This is a genomic window from Glutamicibacter sp. BSL13 (genome assembly GCF_052928425.1).
The window spans coordinates 1-15,990 of the sequence record NZ_JAVGCZ010000061.1 but is presented as its reverse complement, the minus strand read 5'-3'; the positions used below and the strand labels follow the sequence as shown (position 1 = coordinate 15,990).

Genomic DNA, 15,990 nt, shown 5'->3' with positions numbered 1-15,990 from the left:
GGTAGCGCACCGGCGGGGGTGGGCGCTACAACCGTTTCAGGTCACTGGTGGCCGGACCCTCCAGCCGCCGGCCCTGGGCGCTGAACCGCGACCCGTGCAGCGGGCAGTCCCAGGTGTTCTGCGCGGCATTCCACTGTAGGATCCCGCCCAGGTGGGTGCAGACCCCGGAAAGCCGGCAGGCATCCGGGTCCTGCGGGTTCTCGGCCACCACCTGGCGCCCCTGGCGGTGCACGCCGGGGCGGTCCCGGGTCTGCTGCGGGTTGGTGGGGGCCGCAAGCGTGCGCGCCCAGTCGGTGAGCAGCAGCCGGGCCACGGTGGCGTTCATGCTGGCCGCATCCAGCCACGCGCCGGGGGACCGGTTGCCGGAGCTCAGCTTCCGGGCCCAGGGCAGATTCCCGCCCAGGATGTCGGAGGACAGGCGCAGGGCGGCGGCCACCGCATTGGTCATGCCCCACTTGTTGAACCCGGTGGCCACATGGATCTGCCCGCCGCTGCCGGACATGGTGCCCACGATCGGCAGCGCCCCGGCCGCCCGGTAGTCCTGCGCGGACCAGCTGTCGGTGCGTTCGGTGACCGGCAGCTGGTCGCGCGCCCACCGGTCCAGCTCGCGTTCCGCCGCGGCCGGGTCCCCGCGGCCCACCCGGTGGCCGTGGCCACCGACCAGCAGCAGCGGGCCGGTCATGTCCCGGGCGGTGCGGATGGAGTACCCGGCCGAGTCGATGGCCAGGAACATGCCCTCGGGGGCCTGCGCCCCGTCCCGCACCCGGTAGGCCAGGGCGTAGGAGCGGTTCGGCTCCAGCCGGGCGAAGTGCCCGCCACGGTCCAGCACCGGGGTGCCGGTGGCCAGCACCAACTGATCCGCGTACAGGTTGCCGGTGGGGGTCTGCACCCGGATCGGCGCCCCCTGTCCGGCCTTGAGCATCCGGGTGTGCTCAAAGATCTTCCCGCCGCGGCTGCGCAGTTCCTCGGCCAGCAGGCCCAGCACCCGCATCGGATCCAGCTGCGCCTGTTCGGGCAGGCGCAGCGCCCCGGCCACCTCGAACGGCAGCGGCACCTGGCCACCGGGCAGTTCCTCCACCATCACCCCGGCCTCACCGCTGGCCGCCGCCTCGGCCCGCAGCCGGGGCAGCGATGCGCGGCGCAGTGCGAAGGTGTACGCGTCCTGGTGCTCCACCTGCACCGAGTTCTCTTCCAGATAGCGCAGCAGCCAGGACTGCCCCTCCCGGTTCGCCTCCACATAGGCCCGCAGCGCCGGAATCGACTGGCGGCGGCGGATCTGCTGCAGCGTGCCGCCCTGCAGCAGGCTCAGCTTGGCGGTGCTGTGCCCGGTGGTTCCGGCGCCCACCGTCTGCGCCTCGATCACCGCCACCTGCAGCCGCGCCCGGCTGAGCAGCACCGCCGTGGTCAGCCCGGTCAGCCCGGCCCCCACCACCACCACGTCGTAGCGTCCATCGGATTCGAAGTCATCGGTGTTGATCTGCGCGCTGGTGCGCTGCCATGTCGAGGTCATGATCCCTCCTGAAGGATTGGGTTGCTCGGGCCCGTCACATGTCGATGCCCCGACCGTAGCCACGCACGCACCAACACCCAACCCCTCCAAGGGACTTTGAAGCTGGGGATGGCGGAGTACTCCTACGCAATCGCGAGCGCAGAAAGTACCAAGCTCGCTTTGAAAACTCATAGATGTCCATGGGTGGCGCGTCATATGACGAATTGTGCGGTCATATTGATCCGTCCCAGTGTCATGAAATCCGGTGTTTCAGGGTTTTGCTACGACTCATTTCCTTCTGAGTCCGTCGGTGAAGGAGAGGCTTACGGCCCGCCAAACCGAAGTGGTGGAATCGAAGAACACCATCCAGAGCGGCCGAGAGACCTGGCTCGTCGACGCCGCAGCAAGTCCGCTGTACGCGGATAGTGCTACTGCCAGGTTCGATGGAACTGGGATGACCTGTGCGCAGTGCGGTGCATCCCGGAATTCCTCGGCAACAAGTACGACCAAAAGAGAGGATTTCCGTGACGCGCTCCGTGAAAACCATGGCCCAGATCGTAGGCATCGGGTTGGCTGCGACTACCTTGCTCTCCGCGTGCTCCCTCAAGGAGCCCGTTAGGCCAGCGAGTGCTCCGATCGCCAAGGAGGACATCAAGCCCGTTGCGCAGGCAGAGGTGGCTGATGCGCCTTCCCTGGAAGGCAAAACGGTGGGTATCGCAGCCAAGGATATTGTTCACGACTTCAGCCGAACTGTGTACGAAGAACTACAGGCCAAGATCGGGGAGCTGGGCGGCGAGGTGATTGCGACGCAGGCGGAAGCCAAGGACGACAAACACGTTGCCGACATCGAGAACCTCATCGCTCAATCGCCGGATGCGATCGTGGTGATCCTAGGTGACGCGCAAACGCTGACTCCTGCCCTGGCGAAGGTGGATGAGGCAGGAATCGACCTGTTCACCGTGGATTTTCAAAGTGAGTACTCGAAGAACAACGTCACCAGTGATAACTGGAACATCGGCACGACCTTGGCGCGCACTCTTGCTGAAGACATCGACGGGCAGGGGCGGATTCTCGCATTCAACGGCTTTCCCGGAGTGACTCCATGCCGGATCCGTTACGAAAGCCTCAAGCTCGTGCTGCAGGAATATCCAGAGATTCAGATCATTGACCCTGAACTGCAGGACAAATATGAGGGAACGATCGAGGATGCCAAGAAACAGGTTCAGGACCAGCTACGCCGATTGCCGGAGGGCGAGATCGATGCGGTTTGGTCGTGCTGGGACATGCCCCTGATAGGGGCTGCCCACGCGGTGGATACCTCGAAAGACGCCGACATCGGACTGTACGGAGTAGATGCCGAGCCTGGTGCCCTGGACCTGATCGCCAATCCGGAAAGCTCATATCGCTTCACCGTTGCTCAACCCACGGCTCAGATGGCTGCCCAATCGGCGGTGAACGTCGCGAAGTACCTTGCCGGCCAAACCAGCGAGGTCCCCAAGACGAGTTATGTGGATCCGGTGTTCGTCACCAAGGACAACGTGGAACAGGTGCGCAATGAGCTCGGGATCTGACCTCCTTCTAGAAATGCGGGGAATCACCAAGTCCTTTGGAGCCGTGACCGTGCTCGACCGGGTGTCGCTGAGCCTTCGCAGCGGTGAAGTCTTGGGACTGGTTGGGGAAAATGGTGCCGGAAAATCTACCTTGATCAAGATCCTCACGGGCCTCTACACCCTGGACTCCGGCAGCATCCAGCTGGATGGAGAGCCGGTTTCCATTACTCGTCCGGCGGATGCCGAAGCGAGGGGTATCCGGGTTATTCATCAGGACCGGCACCAGGCCGGACGGCTCACCGTCGCCGAACAGCTATACCTAGGCTCGGAGGTCTTGGGAAGCAGCTGGCGACGAGTTCGCGAAGAACAACAGCGCGCCACCGCCGACATTCTGCGTTGCACGGGTCAAAAGATTGATGGGGCCGCGTTTGTCGAGGAGCTGAGTGTCTCTCAACAGCAGCTGATACAGATCACCCGAGCCGTCCTCACCGGGCCGAGGATCTTGATACTGGACGAGCCCACGGCGCCTTTGGCAGCGGAGGAAGTGCGCCAGTTATTCGGTACCATTGCGCACTTGCGTGAGACGGGTGTGGGAATCATCTTCATCTCGCACTATTTGCAGGAACTGCGCGAAATCACTGATCGAATCACCGTGTTGCGTAATGGTCAGAATGCTGGCGATGCCTGCTTCAACGCCGGTGACACCATAGACGACGTCGTGCAGCTGATGGTTGGCTCCGCCGTTTCCGAGTTCGAGTCGGGGCGCCAATCTCGTCGCTGGCTCTCGGAAGAACCTGCATTGGTTCTGAAAAATGTTGGGATTCCAGGCCAGCTCAGCAACATCAACTTGGAAGTGCACCCTGGTGAAATCGTCGGTGTGACAGGTCTTGTCGGTTCTGGGATTGAATCCCTGGCTGATGCCGCTACGAGCAGGACGAAGGCCCACGGCACCATCTGCCTGTGGGGTCAGCGAATCCGGTCCATGGCTGATTTTGTTTCCCGTGGCGGCGGCTACGTTCCAGCTGACCGCCGGGATGACGGGATCTTCATACGCAACACAGTCCGAGAAAACATAGCCGCAGCGAGCCTCAAATCCTTGGGGCGACGGCTGGGATTCACTGCGCTGTCCCGCGAGCGCGAGCAGGCTAGAACGTTGATCCACAAGCTGGACGTCCGGCCGGCGGACCCCGAAGCCGTGGCTTCCCAGCTCTCCGGAGGCAACCAGCAGAAGGTTGTTCTTGGAAAGTGGCTAGCTCACGGAGCCCGCGTCCTGGTCTTGGACCAGCCCACTGCAGGGGTTGACGTCGGAAGCCGTGCAGAGATCTATCGCCAAATCAATGAACTCGTTGATCAGGGCGCTGCCGTACTGGTTGTCACCGTTGATCTAGAGGAACTGGTAGGTATCGCCGACCGTATCGCGGTGCTCTACCGGGGGCAGATCCTCGGGCAGCTGCCCGGTGCGTCGACAACAACGGATCAAGTGCTTCGCCTGGCCTCCGCCGGGGACACCTCTCTCGACTCACAGGAGCAGGTAAACGCATGAGCATTCAGACACTTCAGAAAACTTCGTCAGAAAGTGGACGCTCAGAGCGTCTGTCGACCATTGCCTTGCGCAGATGGTTCGGCTACGCGGCACTGGGCGCCGTCCTGCTGGTTTTTGTTCTGGGATCCCCATATTTTCTAAGCGGACAGAACCTCGCCACAATCCTGAGCCAAGCAGCAGTTACAGGCATCGCCGGGGTGGGGTTGGCCGTGGTCATCATCAACGGTGGTGATGACGTGCTCAACGGGGGCATCGACTTATCCAACGGTGCCGTCGCTGGTCTTGCGGGAATGACGACAGCGCTACTCAGTGCGCACGGACACTCGGCTATCGTCGCAGTGGCTGGCGGTATAACCGTGGCGCTAATCATTGGTTCCGTAAATGGAGTGTGTGTGCTCCTGGGATTGCGACCGCTACTGGCCACCTTGGCCACGATGGGCATCGCAACTTCCCTGGAATTGGTGCTGAGCCAAAACATCAAGATCGGACTTGAAGACCCTTTCCTCATTGCACTACGAGACGCTTCGTGGCTCGGCATCCCCATCGCGGCATGGGTTCTCTTTGCCGTGGGGATGCTCGGATGGTGGGGCTTCGGACGTACTCGGTGGGGTGTGAACTGTTACGCGACAGGACAGAATCCCGTCGCAGCAGAAGTCTGCGGTGTATCGCCCAAGCGCTACCGATTCGGCAGCTACATTATTGGGTCTGCGCTCGCCGGCGTAGCTGGTGTGCTGCTATTGACCCGCCTTTCGGCGGCCGTGCCGGGCATTGGCACGCAAATTCTGCTCGACATCATCTTGGTTGCCTACATGTCGACGATTTTCTCCCGACGTCGTCTGGTCTCGGTGCCGGGTACGGTCCTCGCAGCCCTCTTCGTGGCCGCCCTGGGCAACGGATTGACGTTGTTGGGAGTGGCGAGCCAGTGGGTGAGCGGAGCCAAGGGTGCATTGATCCTCTTGGTCTTGGCGAGCATGACCCTACGTGGAAGGAGCCGGGTATGAGCACGAGTCAAACATTGGAACGCGTAAACGCTGTCGGCCAGGGAACCCCAACGTTCGCGGGTAGAACAAAGGCAAGTACCTGGAGCCCGTCTCGTTTGATCGCTCCGGCGGCCCTGGGCCTGATCTTGCTGACCTTCTCGGTTCTATCCCCGGTATTTCTCACGGTTGGAAACCTCGTGGGCATCCTGGGGCAGGTCTCGCTGCTGGCGATGGTGGCGGTTGGTTTGACCGTAGTCGTCCGGGCTGGGGGAATTGATCTGTCCGTTGGTGTGTCCCTGGACCTCGGGGCACTGGCCAGCGCCTGGCTGATAGCCGACGGCTACCGGGCCTGGGTTGCAGTTGTTGGCGGACTGCTAATCGCACTCGTTGTTGGAGTGGTCAATGCCCTACTCATCGTTGCCTTGCGGATTCCCGCTTTCCTTGCCACTTTGAGTATTTGGTTCGTCGGAACAAGCGCCCAACAGCTGCTTACCGGTGGTGGCGCTCCGATCTACTTGTCGGCCCCTCGTGTTCCAGAAGGTTTCGCGGTGCTAGGCCGCGGGTACTTCTTGGGTGTAGATGCCGCTGTCATAAACACCGCCGCCGTCGTGCTTGGCGTGGGGCTGCTGATTGGAATTACCCGCTACGGACGAACTCTTACATTGACCGGGGAACAACCAAGCGCGGCTCGCATCAGTGGCTTGCGGACCGCGCCATTACTGGCCAGTGCGTATGTTTTTTGTGCGTTGATTTGCGGCTTTGCCGGGGTCATTCTTGCTGCACGAACTAATGGATATGTCCCTGCCAGCGGCCAGGCCTATCTGATGGATGCCATCGGCGCCGTCTTTATCGGCGCGACATTGAGTAGGTTCGGCAGAGTATCGGTGCCCGGCACGATTGTTGGAGTCCTGATCTTTGCCTTGCTCAACAATGGCATGAATCTCTTGGGTCTCCCATTCTTCTGGCAGGGACTCGGCCGCGGCATCGTACTTTTGGCCATCCTCCTACTCGGGGTTTTGCTGCAACACTCCAACAACGCCTCCGCAACGCATTGGACGCGTTGGCTTCGCACCACCAAATCGTCTTAGAAGGGAAACAGCATGAGCAACAGAATTCACTTGAACGCCTTTGACATGACGTGTGTGAGCCACCAGAGCCCAGGCTTGTGGAGGCACCCGGAGAACCGGGCTGATGAGTACAACAGCCTTGAATACTGGGTAAGTTTGGCCCAAACCTTGGAACGCGGAGGGTTTGACGCCCTTTTCCTTGCCGACGTATTGGGAATCTACGATGTATACCGCAATTCCAGCGCGCCGGCCCTGTTGGATGCCGATCAGGTACCGCTGAACGATCCCTTTATGCAGGTCTCGGCCATGGCTGCTGCAACACAGCGTTTGGGATTCGCGGTCACCGCGGCCCTCACGTATGAGCAGCCCTACGCACTGGCCAGGAAATTTTCGTCCCTTGACCATCTGACGCGAGGGCGTATCGGCTGGAATGTCGTAACCAGCTACCTTGAGTCAGCTGCCCGCAATCTTGGTCTTCACCGACAGCTGGATCATGATGCCCGCTACGATATTGCCGACGAGTTCATGGATGTGGTCTACAAACTTTGGGAAGGCTCTTGGGAGGAAGGCGCTGTCATCAAGGACCGCTCCCGAGGCATCTACACCGACCCAACGAAAGTCCATCCCGTCAACCACCACGGCAAGTACTTTGACGTGCCTGGTATTCACCTCAGCGAACCGTCCCTGCAGCGAACTCCGGCAATTTTCCAGGCAGGAGCCTCACCTCGCGGTCGACGCTTCGGCGCTCGGCATGCCGAAGGCATCTTCCTGAATTCGATCAACACAGCTGTAACGCGCCGTCAGACCGATGCGATTCGTGAGGAGCTTGAAGAAGCAGGTCGTTCACGAAACGACGCGAAGATCTACGCATTGATTACAACCGTAGTAGCCGACTCTGATGCCAAGGCGGAACGCCTTTATCGCGAGTACCAGCAGTATGTCTCCCGCGAGGGTGCCATGACTTTCTACGGAGGCTGGTCGGGCCTGGACCTAAGCCGTTACGCGTCCGAGGAAGAGCTCAAGTATCTAGACACCAATGCCGCGCGTTCAGCATTGTCGATCTTTACCACTGCAAACCCCGGTAAATCGTGGACGCCGAATTCCATCGCCGACTACTTGGGGATCGGTGGGATCGGACCTGTGCTTGTCGGGTCCGCCGAAACCGTCGCCGACGAAATCGAACGTTGGGTGGATGAGTCAGGGCTAGACGGTATCAACCTCGCCTACGCAATCACCCCGGGTTCATTCGAACAGTTCACTGATCTCGTTGTTCCGGAACTTCGCAAACGCGGAAGGACCTGGAGCGACTACGAAGGTTCGACCCTGAGGGAATACGTTGCCGGATCCGGAAATCTCAGAGTTAACGACCAACATCCAGCAGCTGCTTACCGAGGCGCCTACACCAACCAGCCATCGGCCGCCGATAGCAAGGCCAGCCCGACACCCGAAATCGTTCTGACCGGCAAGAACTAGCATCAGAGTGGTACTCCATGACAAGCACCAACATCGCACAGGCGACGTTGCCCCGGACCCCGTTTGAAGGGTATGCCTCAGAGGAGGAAATTAACCATTGGGCAGCAGTCGCGCAACAGGTAGCCCACACTCTCGCACTCGATGTCCTAGATCGAGACAGAGCGAATAATCAGCCACGAGCCGAGGTGCAATTGCTACGGTCTTCGGGCTTGCTGAATCTGCTGGTGCCAAAGCAATATGGCGGAGCCGGTGGACACTTTGAGACAGCGTTTCAAGCCGTCCGCATTTTGGCTTCCGTTGATGGTTCCATTTCACAGCTGTTGGCGTACCACTACTTCAACCAGACGGGGATCGCGTTCTACGCCGCTCCCGAACAGCAGGAAAACTGGTGGCGCTTGACGGCAGAAGGCGGATGGCTCTGGGGCGATTCAGTCAATCCAGTCGATCCGTCGCTAAAACTCACGTATCACGGAAACGGATACGTTCTTTCCGGACACAAGCGTTTTTGCACCGGTTCAGGTGTTGGTGACGTGATCATCATCAATGCCGTGGTCGATGGCGGGCCGAAGCACGGGCAGGATCTTGCTTTTGTCATTGAGGCTGACCGCCAAGGAGTGGAATTGCTTGATGACTGGGATCATCTCGGGCAACGGCTGACGGCTTCCGGATCGGTCAAGTACCACGACGTGCAGATCACGGACGATGACGTTCTGGGTGTCGTCACCGATGAGCCGATCTCCACCCTGCTCACGCCCGGGGTGCAGCTTGGCTTTGCCAACTTCTACCTTGGAGTGGCTGAGGGAGCGTTAGCCCACGGTCGCCAGATCCTGCTGGAGCGCAAGAATGCGTGGCTCTTTTCAGATGCCGAAACCTATTCCCGTGATGCAATTTTCCAGCGGACGATTGGGGAGCTGAAAGCGCGTACGGCAGCAGTGGCGGCGCTGGCGGAGAAACTGAACCGCCGCTATGACCGCGAGGTCGGACGTTCTGCGGATCTGACCGCTGAGCAACGATGGGATTTCGCAGCGGCCATCGCTGAATTGAAAGTTGTCTCCACAGAGGTCGGAATCGAAGTGGCAAACCGCATCTACGAGGTGACGGGGGCTAGCTCAACGAAGAGCGATGTGGGGCTTGACCTGTACTGGCGAAATATCCGCACCCATACCCTTCATGACCCGGTCGACTACAAGAAGATCGAAGTCGGCCAGTATTACCTCCACGGGGACACCCCGCCTCTTTCGTTGTATACCTAAAGTTTTTCGAACCTCTCGGAGGCCGAAACCAACAGATTTTCCAGACTCGTTGGCGCCGTCGTTACCGTTCTCTGGACGGCGCCAACGTTCCACTTCATTCAGGAATTGATGATGACTCTTCAAGCTATTAATGCCAACCGCCTGCAGCGACTGCGCGCCCGCTTCGCGCCAATCTTCGAGTCCATTGCCGCCGGGGCGGTCGAACGCGACCGCACCGGCCAGCTGCCCTTCGCCGAGATCAGGCAACTGGCCGACGCCGGGTTCGGGGCGGTGCGCGTGCCCGAGGCCCACGGCGGCGCCGGAGCGGACCTGGGCGAGCTGTTCGAACTGCTCACCGACCTGGCGGCCGCCGATTCCAACATCGCCCAGGCGCTGCGCGCCCACTTCGCGTTCGTCGAGGACCGGCTGGTGGCCGCCCCCGGGCCGGGGCGTGACCAATGGCTGCGCCGCTTTGCCGGGGGTGAGCTGGTGGGCAACTGCTGGACGGAGGTTGGCGCAGTGACGGTCGGGGACGTGATCACCAAGGTCACCCCGGACGGCCACGGGGGTTTTCGCATCAACGGCACCAAGTACTATTCGACCGGTTCGATCTTCGCGGACTGGCTGGACACCTACGCCGAGCGCACCGACACGGGCCAACGCGTCATCGCCGCGGTGCGGGCGGATCAGGCGGGGATCGCCCTGGCCGATGACTGGGACGGCTTTGGCCAGCGCACCACCGGCACCGGGACCTCGACCTTCACCGACGCGGTGGTCCACGAGGAGGACCTGATCGACTTCGACACCAGGTTCCGCTACCAGACGGCCTTCTACCAGCAGGTGCTGCTGGTGGTGCTGGCCGGCAGCGCCCGCGCGGCCGAACGCGACTTTGCCGCCGAACTGAAGCAGCGCAAACGCACCTTCAGTCATGCGGCCGCGAACCTTGCCAGCCAGGATCCGCAGCTGCTGCAGGTGATCGGTGAGGTTTCCTCCGCCGCCTATGTGGCCACCGCCGCGGTGCAGCGGGTCTCCCGGGCCCTGCAGGAGGCCCATGACACGGCGGTGGGGCTGCACGCGGGCACGGTTATCCAGGCCGAGGACCTGGCGGCCAATGACGCCGCCGAGCTGGCCTCCGCGCAGGCGCAGGTGACCCTCACGCCCCTGACGCTGAACGCGATCACCCACGCCTTTGACGCGCTGGCGGCCTCGGCGACCAGTGTTTCGAAGAACCTTGACCGGCACTGGCGCAATGCCCGGACCGCCGGGAACCACAATCCGTGGGTGTTCAAGGCCCGGCTGATTGGAGACTTGGCGGTCAACGGAACGCAGCTGCCGCGGGTCTGGGCGATTGGCGCATCGAAGTAGAACCCGCAGGCTTTGGCCAGGGGTTCCCACCCGGGCAGCCCGCACCTGTTCTCTTGCGGTGTGATGCGGCGTACAGTGAATTGACAGGGCTCAAGCGATTCGAGTGATCGAGGAGATGATCAGTCATGAGCGCCCACGCTATGCCTGTCAGATACAGGATGCCGTTCAATTTCGCCCAGGTCATCATCGCCGCGTTTGGTGCGGCAGTGTTGTGTGGGTTCGTGTTTTTCGTCAGCGAGGCCGCTGGCGCGTCCATGAAGTTCTCGGGCGGACTGTTCCAGAACCTGGACTTCGTCCATATCCTGCGGTTCACCGCCCCGCCGATCCTGATCCTGGGGCTGTTGACCTTCGTCATCGGCCGCGCCGCACCCCGCTTCTGCCGCATTGCGCAGTGGCTGGGCGTGGCGGTCGCGGTGGTGTCCATCATCGTCCCGATCCTCTTTGCCGAAGATGTGCTCAGCGGGATCGCGTTGGCGCTGATGCACCTGATCGTGGGTGCCTCCTGGTACCTGGCGGTGAACAACTCCAACAAGAAGTACAACGACAAGGAGGCCGCCCAGGCCCTGGCGCCGGCCACGGCCAGCCACTACGGGGCCACCCGGCGCTAGCCCTTGAATACGGCCCAGGCCATGGTGCTGCAGGTTGCAACGCCATGGCCTGGGGTGTGTTTGCGGACTGTGCCCGAAGGCGGCGGCTACTCGGGCCGGGTGTGCGAGTGCGCGGCGGTGCCCGGCAGCGCCTCGACCTCGGTGTCGGCCAGGTCCTGCGGCTGCGCGCCCAGGTTGCCGCGGGTCAGCTTGTTCATGATCATCGCGATCGCGCCATCACCGGTGACGTTAGTAGCGGTGCCAAAGCTGTCCAGGGCGATGTAGGCGGCGAACATCAGGCCGACCTCAACCTCGCCGAAGCCGAGCATCTGGGCCAGCAGGCCGGCGGCCGCGGCGATCGCCCCGCCCGGGACGCCCGGGGCGGCGATCATCATGACGCCGAGCATCAGGATAAAGGGCAGGTAGGCGCCGAAGGAGACGTTCCCGCCGGTCAGCAGCAGCACCGCGATGGAGAAGCAGGTGATCTTGATCATCGAACCGGACAAGTGGATGGTGGCGCACAGCGGCACCACGAACCCGGCCACGGAATCGTTCACGCCGTTCTTCTTCGTCGAATCCAGGGTCACCGGAATGGTGGCGGCTGAGGAGGAGGTGCCCAGCGCGGTGAAGTAGGCGTCGCGCATGTTCCACAGCGCCTTGAATGGGTTGCGTCCGGCGACCGAACCGGCGACGGTGTACTGCAGGATCAGGATGACCAGGGTCAGCCCGAAGGAAACCAGGGCGACCAGCAGGAACTTGGTGATCACGGTGACCGCCGACCCGCTGGCTGACAGGTCCATGAAGATGCCGAAGATGAACAGCGGCAGCGCCGGGACGATGATGCGCCGGATGACGGACTCAATGATGGTGCGGAACTCGACCGCCCCGCGGAAGAGTACCTTGGAGTGGAAGGCGGTTAGGCCCACGCCGATGACGAACGCGAGCACCAGCGCGCTCATCACGTCGATGACCGGGGGCAGGACGATCTCGGTGGCCGAGTCGCCGGCGCTGGCGACGACGGTGATGAACGGGGTGAACCCGGAACCGGACTCCTCCCCAAATTCCTCCAGCCCGCCGCCGGAAAGCGACGGGGTGAACAGCCAACGGCTGACGAAATAGGCTAGCAGACCGGCAATGACGGTAGAACCGTAGGCGATCATCGCGGTGATGCCCAGCCATTTGCCGGCCCCCCTGCCCAGTTCGGCGATGGCCGGCATGACCAGGCCCAGGATGATCAGCGGGACAATGAAGCCTAGGAACCCGGAGAAGATCGAGTTGTAGGTTAGAAACAGCCCACCTAGCCATTCGGGCATGATCGGTCCGGTCACCACGCCAAGGATGATGGCGAGGATGATCCATCCCAGTAGGGGGATCGATTTCAGTATCTTCATGGAGATCCTTCGGTCGTGATGATCGCGGCGCGCAGCGTTGGACTGCAGGTTGTGGTGCAGCCCACGCCCCAGCCATGTTATAGCGTCAAGACCCCTGCTTGAAAGCCGACCGCTCGCGAGCCACCGGCACCTCACGCAAGACAAGAGGGTCGGGGCGGTGGCGCGGACCCTTTTGTCTTGCGGTGTGGTGGTGCGGTTACTGGCTCAGCTTCTTGCGGATGAAGCCCGAGGCCTGGTCGACCACGATGATCAGCACCAGCACAAGGATGATTTGGGTGAGCATCGCATCGAACTGGAAGGACTTGATGGACTGTTTGATCAGCAGCCTGATGCACCGGCCCCCACCAGTCTCAAGCCGATGACCTGCCCATCCGGATGGCCTCGGAAAAGCGTGAGACGATCACGGGGCTGATGCGCCTGGACGGCGGGGAACCGGAGCCCCGGCAGATGGACAAGCCCCTCGAACGCTTCCGGGGACTGCGGCTGAGCTACTACACCCAGAATCCCCCACCGCGCTGCCCGGTGTGGAGTACGCGTTGCGCGCGAACTCCGGGACGTCCCAGCGCAGCCCGCCGTCGAGGTGCCGCCGGTCGTCCGGCTCAGTACATGATCCACGGCGGCATGGAGCAGACCGGGGTCCAGACCGTGGCCGGCGTGCTGGCTGCCGGGGACACCATCAACGAACTGCTGGCCGCCCGCAACGCCGGGGTGCCCGCGGCGGGTGTGCTGACCGGCAAGCTGCAGCGCGCCGAGCTGGAAGAGCAGCCGCATGATGCCGTGCTGGAGGGGGTCAAGGACCTGCCCAAGTACCTCGCCTCGCTGGATACGGTCAGCGTCTAGGGAACACTTCCGACGCCGCGCCCGAGCGGGTGGGTGACCTTAACGGGAACCCGCCCGCGCCAAAGGGACGAATCCTCGGCCGCATCCGCGCAGAAAGCACCGCGTTGTGTCGGTGAAGGAGCAAAAATGTCGCTTATTTCACGTGCTTCCCGTATTTCCTGTGGGCTTCTACTGGAAGTAGAATCAGTTGTCAATCTTCAACTATCCGAGGAGGAATTCAGCCGATGGGCGCTGAAATCCAGTACAAAAGCCCCTTCAACTTCGTCCAGGTCCTGATCTTGGCCCTGGGTGCCGCCTACCTGAACGTCATCGTCTTCTTCGTCAGTGAATCCGCCGGCGGTTCCATGGTGTTCAACGGCGGGCTGGTGGACCACGTGCAGTTCGCGCAGGTTCTGGGCTTCACCCTCGCACCGATCATAATCCTGGGGCTGCTCACCTTCGCCATCGGCAGCGCCAAGCCGGGCTTCTGCCGCATCGCCCAGTGGCTTGGCGCGATCGTGGCCGTCGTCTCCATCATCAACCCGATCCTGCACGCCACCGACGCGGCCACCGGCATTGCCCTGGCCCTGATGCACCTGGTGGTGGCGGCAGCCTGGTTCGTGGCGGTCCGCCGCACGAACAACAACCAGCCGGTTCCGGCCTACGCGTTGCGGTAACCAGCCAGCCATAAACAGCGGGCAGTCCTACGGCTTCAGTTAACGTAGACCCCAGAACGCGCACAGCGAGGGGGAGACGATGAAGTTCGCGGGACTGTCCGCTTTTCCATTGGTGCCGATGACGGGGGAACGGGTCGACATTGACGCCGTGGCCCGCCTGGTGGCCCGCGCCGCCGGCGCCGGGGTGGACTGCCTGGGCGTGCTGGGATCCACCGGCAACTACGCCTACCTTGATCCGGGGGAACGCCGGGAGGTCCTGGCCGCCAGCATCTCCGCCGCCCAGGGGACACCGGTGCTGGCCGGGGTGGGGGCGCTGCGGACCCGGGATGTGCTGCGCCACGTGGCTGACGCGCAGGCCGCCGGCGCCCAGGGCCTGTTGCTGGCCCCGGTGTCCTACCAGAAGCTGACCGACCAGGAGGTCTTCGACCTCTACCGCACTGTCAGCCAGACCAGTGATCTGCCCGTCATCGTCTACGACAATCCGGGCACCACCGGATTCAGCTTCAGCGATGAGCTGCACGGGCGCATCGCCGGGCTGGAAAGGGTGAGCGGGGTGAAGATTCCGCCGCCGGCCGCGAATGGCGCTCACCGGCGCATCGCCGAGCTGCGCCATGTGGTCCCGGACGGTTACGGGGTTGGCATCAGCGGCGACTGGATGGCCGCCGAGGGACTGGGCGCCGGGTGCGACACCTGGTACTCGGTGATCGCCGGCGTGCTGCCCGGCACCGCACTGCGGATCACCCGGGCCGCGCAGGCCGGAGGGCACGCCGAGGCGCGGCACCTCTCGCGCCGCCTGGAGCCGCTGTGGGATCTTTTCCGGAGCCTGGGCAGCCTGCGTGTGGTCAGCGCGCTGGCCGAGGAGCTCGGTCTGGTCTCCGCGCCGAGCCTGCCGCTGCCCCTGCAGGGCATTCCCGACGCAGCCCGCCAGCGGCTGCGGGAGTTCCTGGCCGGTGCCCGGCTCGAGGACGACGTATAACCACAATGGCATATAGTGCTGGCCTGCGTAAATAGGTGCCCGGGCGAAGTTTGGATGCCCTGATGCCGGGCACCCGTGTACTTGCGGCACCCGGTTCACTACGCTCATAGGCAAGAGGCCTTCCGTGTCGCTGCCGCGGCGGGAGGGGCCGCTGGAGCCAGAGGAAGGCGCTGGAGATGAGCCGAGCACCGTACCGCGTTCAGGCTGCATCTGCCCTGCCCCCACGCTTCACCGGCCCCCGGGCACCATGGCCAAGAATTCCCCATGACGGCAGGGCAGCGCGATGAGCGAGATCCTTCAGCTGCGCCCCGGGGACTGGCGCACCATCCCGAACCTGGTGACGCTGCTGCGCCTGCTGCTGATTCTTCCCCTCTGCGGGTTCATCATCAGTGGCGGGCAACCGGTCCTCACCCTGGTGCTGGCGGCCATTTTTGGCACCACCGACTGGGTCGACGGCTTCTTGGCCCGGCACCTGAACCAGACCAGCCGCTTCGGCCAGATCCTGGACCCCATTGCGGACCGCGTCGGGGTGGCCCTGATCCTGGTGGCCCTGACCATTGCCGGTCTGCTGCCCTGGTGGATTGCGGTCCTGACGTTGCTGATGGACCTTGCCGTGACGGTCAGCCTGTTTTTCGCCAAGGACCCCGGCAGCCTCTCAGTGAGCATCATCGGCAAGGTGCGCACCGCGGTGCTGATGGTGGGGCTGGTCCTGGTGCTCATCGCCCGGGTGCCGCAGTGGCAGGCGCTGGCCGAGCCGGCGGTGCTGTTGACCGGGCTCGGGGCCGTGCTGCATGCGCTGGCGGGGCTGGGCTACCTCTACCGGCTGCTAGCCCGGGCCCCG

Annotated in this window: 14 protein-coding genes and 1 riboswitch; of the genes, 12 read left to right on the top strand and 2 right to left on the bottom strand. The window is 62.8% G+C overall.

Going from position 1 to position 15,990, the window contains the following annotated elements; translation table 11 throughout:
* Window positions 1-25: 25 nt before the first annotated feature.
* Entirely contained in the window at window positions 26-1,510 is a 1,485-nt protein-coding gene (locus RCJ92_RS10910) for an FAD-dependent oxidoreductase (RefSeq protein WP_446754572.1), read from the bottom strand.
* A 338-nt stretch (window positions 1,511-1,848) separates the two neighbouring features.
* Window positions 1,849-1,939: riboswitch (SAM riboswitch) on the top strand.
* A 74-nt stretch (window positions 1,940-2,013) separates the two neighbouring features.
* Between RCJ92_RS10910 and RCJ92_RS10905 the strand changes: the two genes are divergently transcribed.
* The 8 genes from RCJ92_RS10905 (at window position 2,014) to RCJ92_RS10870 (ending at window position 11,307) form a co-directional block, all read left to right on the top strand.
* Complete coding sequence (locus tag RCJ92_RS10905; protein WP_138176282.1) at window positions 2,014-3,060, top strand: substrate-binding domain-containing protein; 1,047 nt, start codon at window positions 2,014-2,016, stop codon at window positions 3,058-3,060.
* Entirely contained in the window at window positions 3,044-4,582 is a 1,539-nt protein-coding gene (locus tag RCJ92_RS10900; protein WP_446754571.1) for a sugar ABC transporter ATP-binding protein, read from the top strand. The genes RCJ92_RS10905 and RCJ92_RS10900 overlap by 17 nt, the downstream gene beginning before the upstream one ends.
* Window positions 4,579-5,583 (top strand): ABC transporter permease, encoded by a 1,005-nt coding sequence (locus RCJ92_RS10895; protein ID WP_138176286.1) that lies wholly within the window; start codon window positions 4,579-4,581, stop codon window positions 5,581-5,583. The genes RCJ92_RS10900 and RCJ92_RS10895 overlap by 4 nt, the downstream gene beginning before the upstream one ends.
* Window positions 5,580-6,650: an ABC transporter permease gene (locus RCJ92_RS10890; protein ID WP_446754570.1), complete on the top strand. Its 1,071-nt coding sequence runs from the start codon at window positions 5,580-5,582 to the stop codon at window positions 6,648-6,650. Before RCJ92_RS10895 ends, RCJ92_RS10890 begins: the two co-directional genes overlap by 4 nt.
* A gap of 12 nt (window positions 6,651-6,662) precedes the next feature.
* Window positions 6,663-8,102 carry an LLM class flavin-dependent oxidoreductase gene (locus RCJ92_RS10885; RefSeq protein WP_446754569.1) on the top strand — a complete coding sequence of 480 codons (1,440 nt, stop codon included), beginning with the start codon at window positions 6,663-6,665 and terminating at the stop codon, window positions 8,100-8,102.
* A gap of 17 nt (window positions 8,103-8,119) precedes the next feature.
* The gene (locus RCJ92_RS10880; RefSeq protein WP_446754568.1) at window positions 8,120-9,355 is read left to right on the top strand and encodes an acyl-CoA dehydrogenase family protein; all 1,236 of its coding nucleotides are present in this window, start codon (window positions 8,120-8,122) and stop codon (window positions 9,353-9,355) included.
* A gap of 111 nt (window positions 9,356-9,466) precedes the next feature.
* A complete protein-coding gene (locus tag RCJ92_RS10875; RefSeq protein ID WP_446754567.1) occupies window positions 9,467-10,699 on the top strand; it encodes an acyl-CoA dehydrogenase family protein in 1,233 nt (410 codons plus the stop codon).
* A gap of 125 nt (window positions 10,700-10,824) precedes the next feature.
* Window positions 10,825-11,307, top strand: coding sequence for a DUF6069 family protein (locus RCJ92_RS10870; RefSeq protein ID WP_446754566.1), 483 nt, complete (start codon window positions 10,825-10,827; stop codon window positions 11,305-11,307).
* A gap of 86 nt (window positions 11,308-11,393) precedes the next feature.
* Here RCJ92_RS10870 and RCJ92_RS10865 read toward each other — a convergent pair whose 3' ends face one another.
* Window positions 11,394-12,677 (bottom strand): dicarboxylate/amino acid:cation symporter, encoded by a 1,284-nt coding sequence (locus RCJ92_RS10865; RefSeq protein ID WP_446754565.1) that lies wholly within the window; start codon window positions 12,675-12,677, stop codon window positions 11,394-11,396.
* A gap of 375 nt (window positions 12,678-13,052) precedes the next feature.
* Between RCJ92_RS10865 and RCJ92_RS10860 the strand changes: the two genes are divergently transcribed.
* The 4 genes from RCJ92_RS10860 to RCJ92_RS10845 form a co-directional block, all read left to right on the top strand.
* Window positions 13,053-13,517 (top strand): HAD hydrolase-like protein, encoded by a 465-nt coding sequence (locus RCJ92_RS10860; RefSeq protein WP_446754564.1) that lies wholly within the window; start codon window positions 13,053-13,055, stop codon window positions 13,515-13,517.
* A 224-nt stretch (window positions 13,518-13,741) separates the two neighbouring features.
* Entirely contained in the window at window positions 13,742-14,173 is a 432-nt protein-coding gene (locus tag RCJ92_RS10855; protein WP_446754563.1) for a DUF6069 family protein, read from the top strand.
* A gap of 79 nt (window positions 14,174-14,252) precedes the next feature.
* On the top strand, window positions 14,253-15,149 hold the full coding sequence (locus tag RCJ92_RS10850; RefSeq protein WP_446754562.1) for a dihydrodipicolinate synthase family protein: 897 nt from the start codon (window positions 14,253-14,255) through the stop codon (window positions 15,147-15,149).
* Window positions 15,150-15,432: 283 nt separating this feature from the next.
* A partial coding sequence (locus tag RCJ92_RS10845) for a CDP-alcohol phosphatidyltransferase family protein (RefSeq protein WP_446754561.1) occupies window positions 15,433-15,990 on the top strand: 558 nt, incomplete at its 3' end.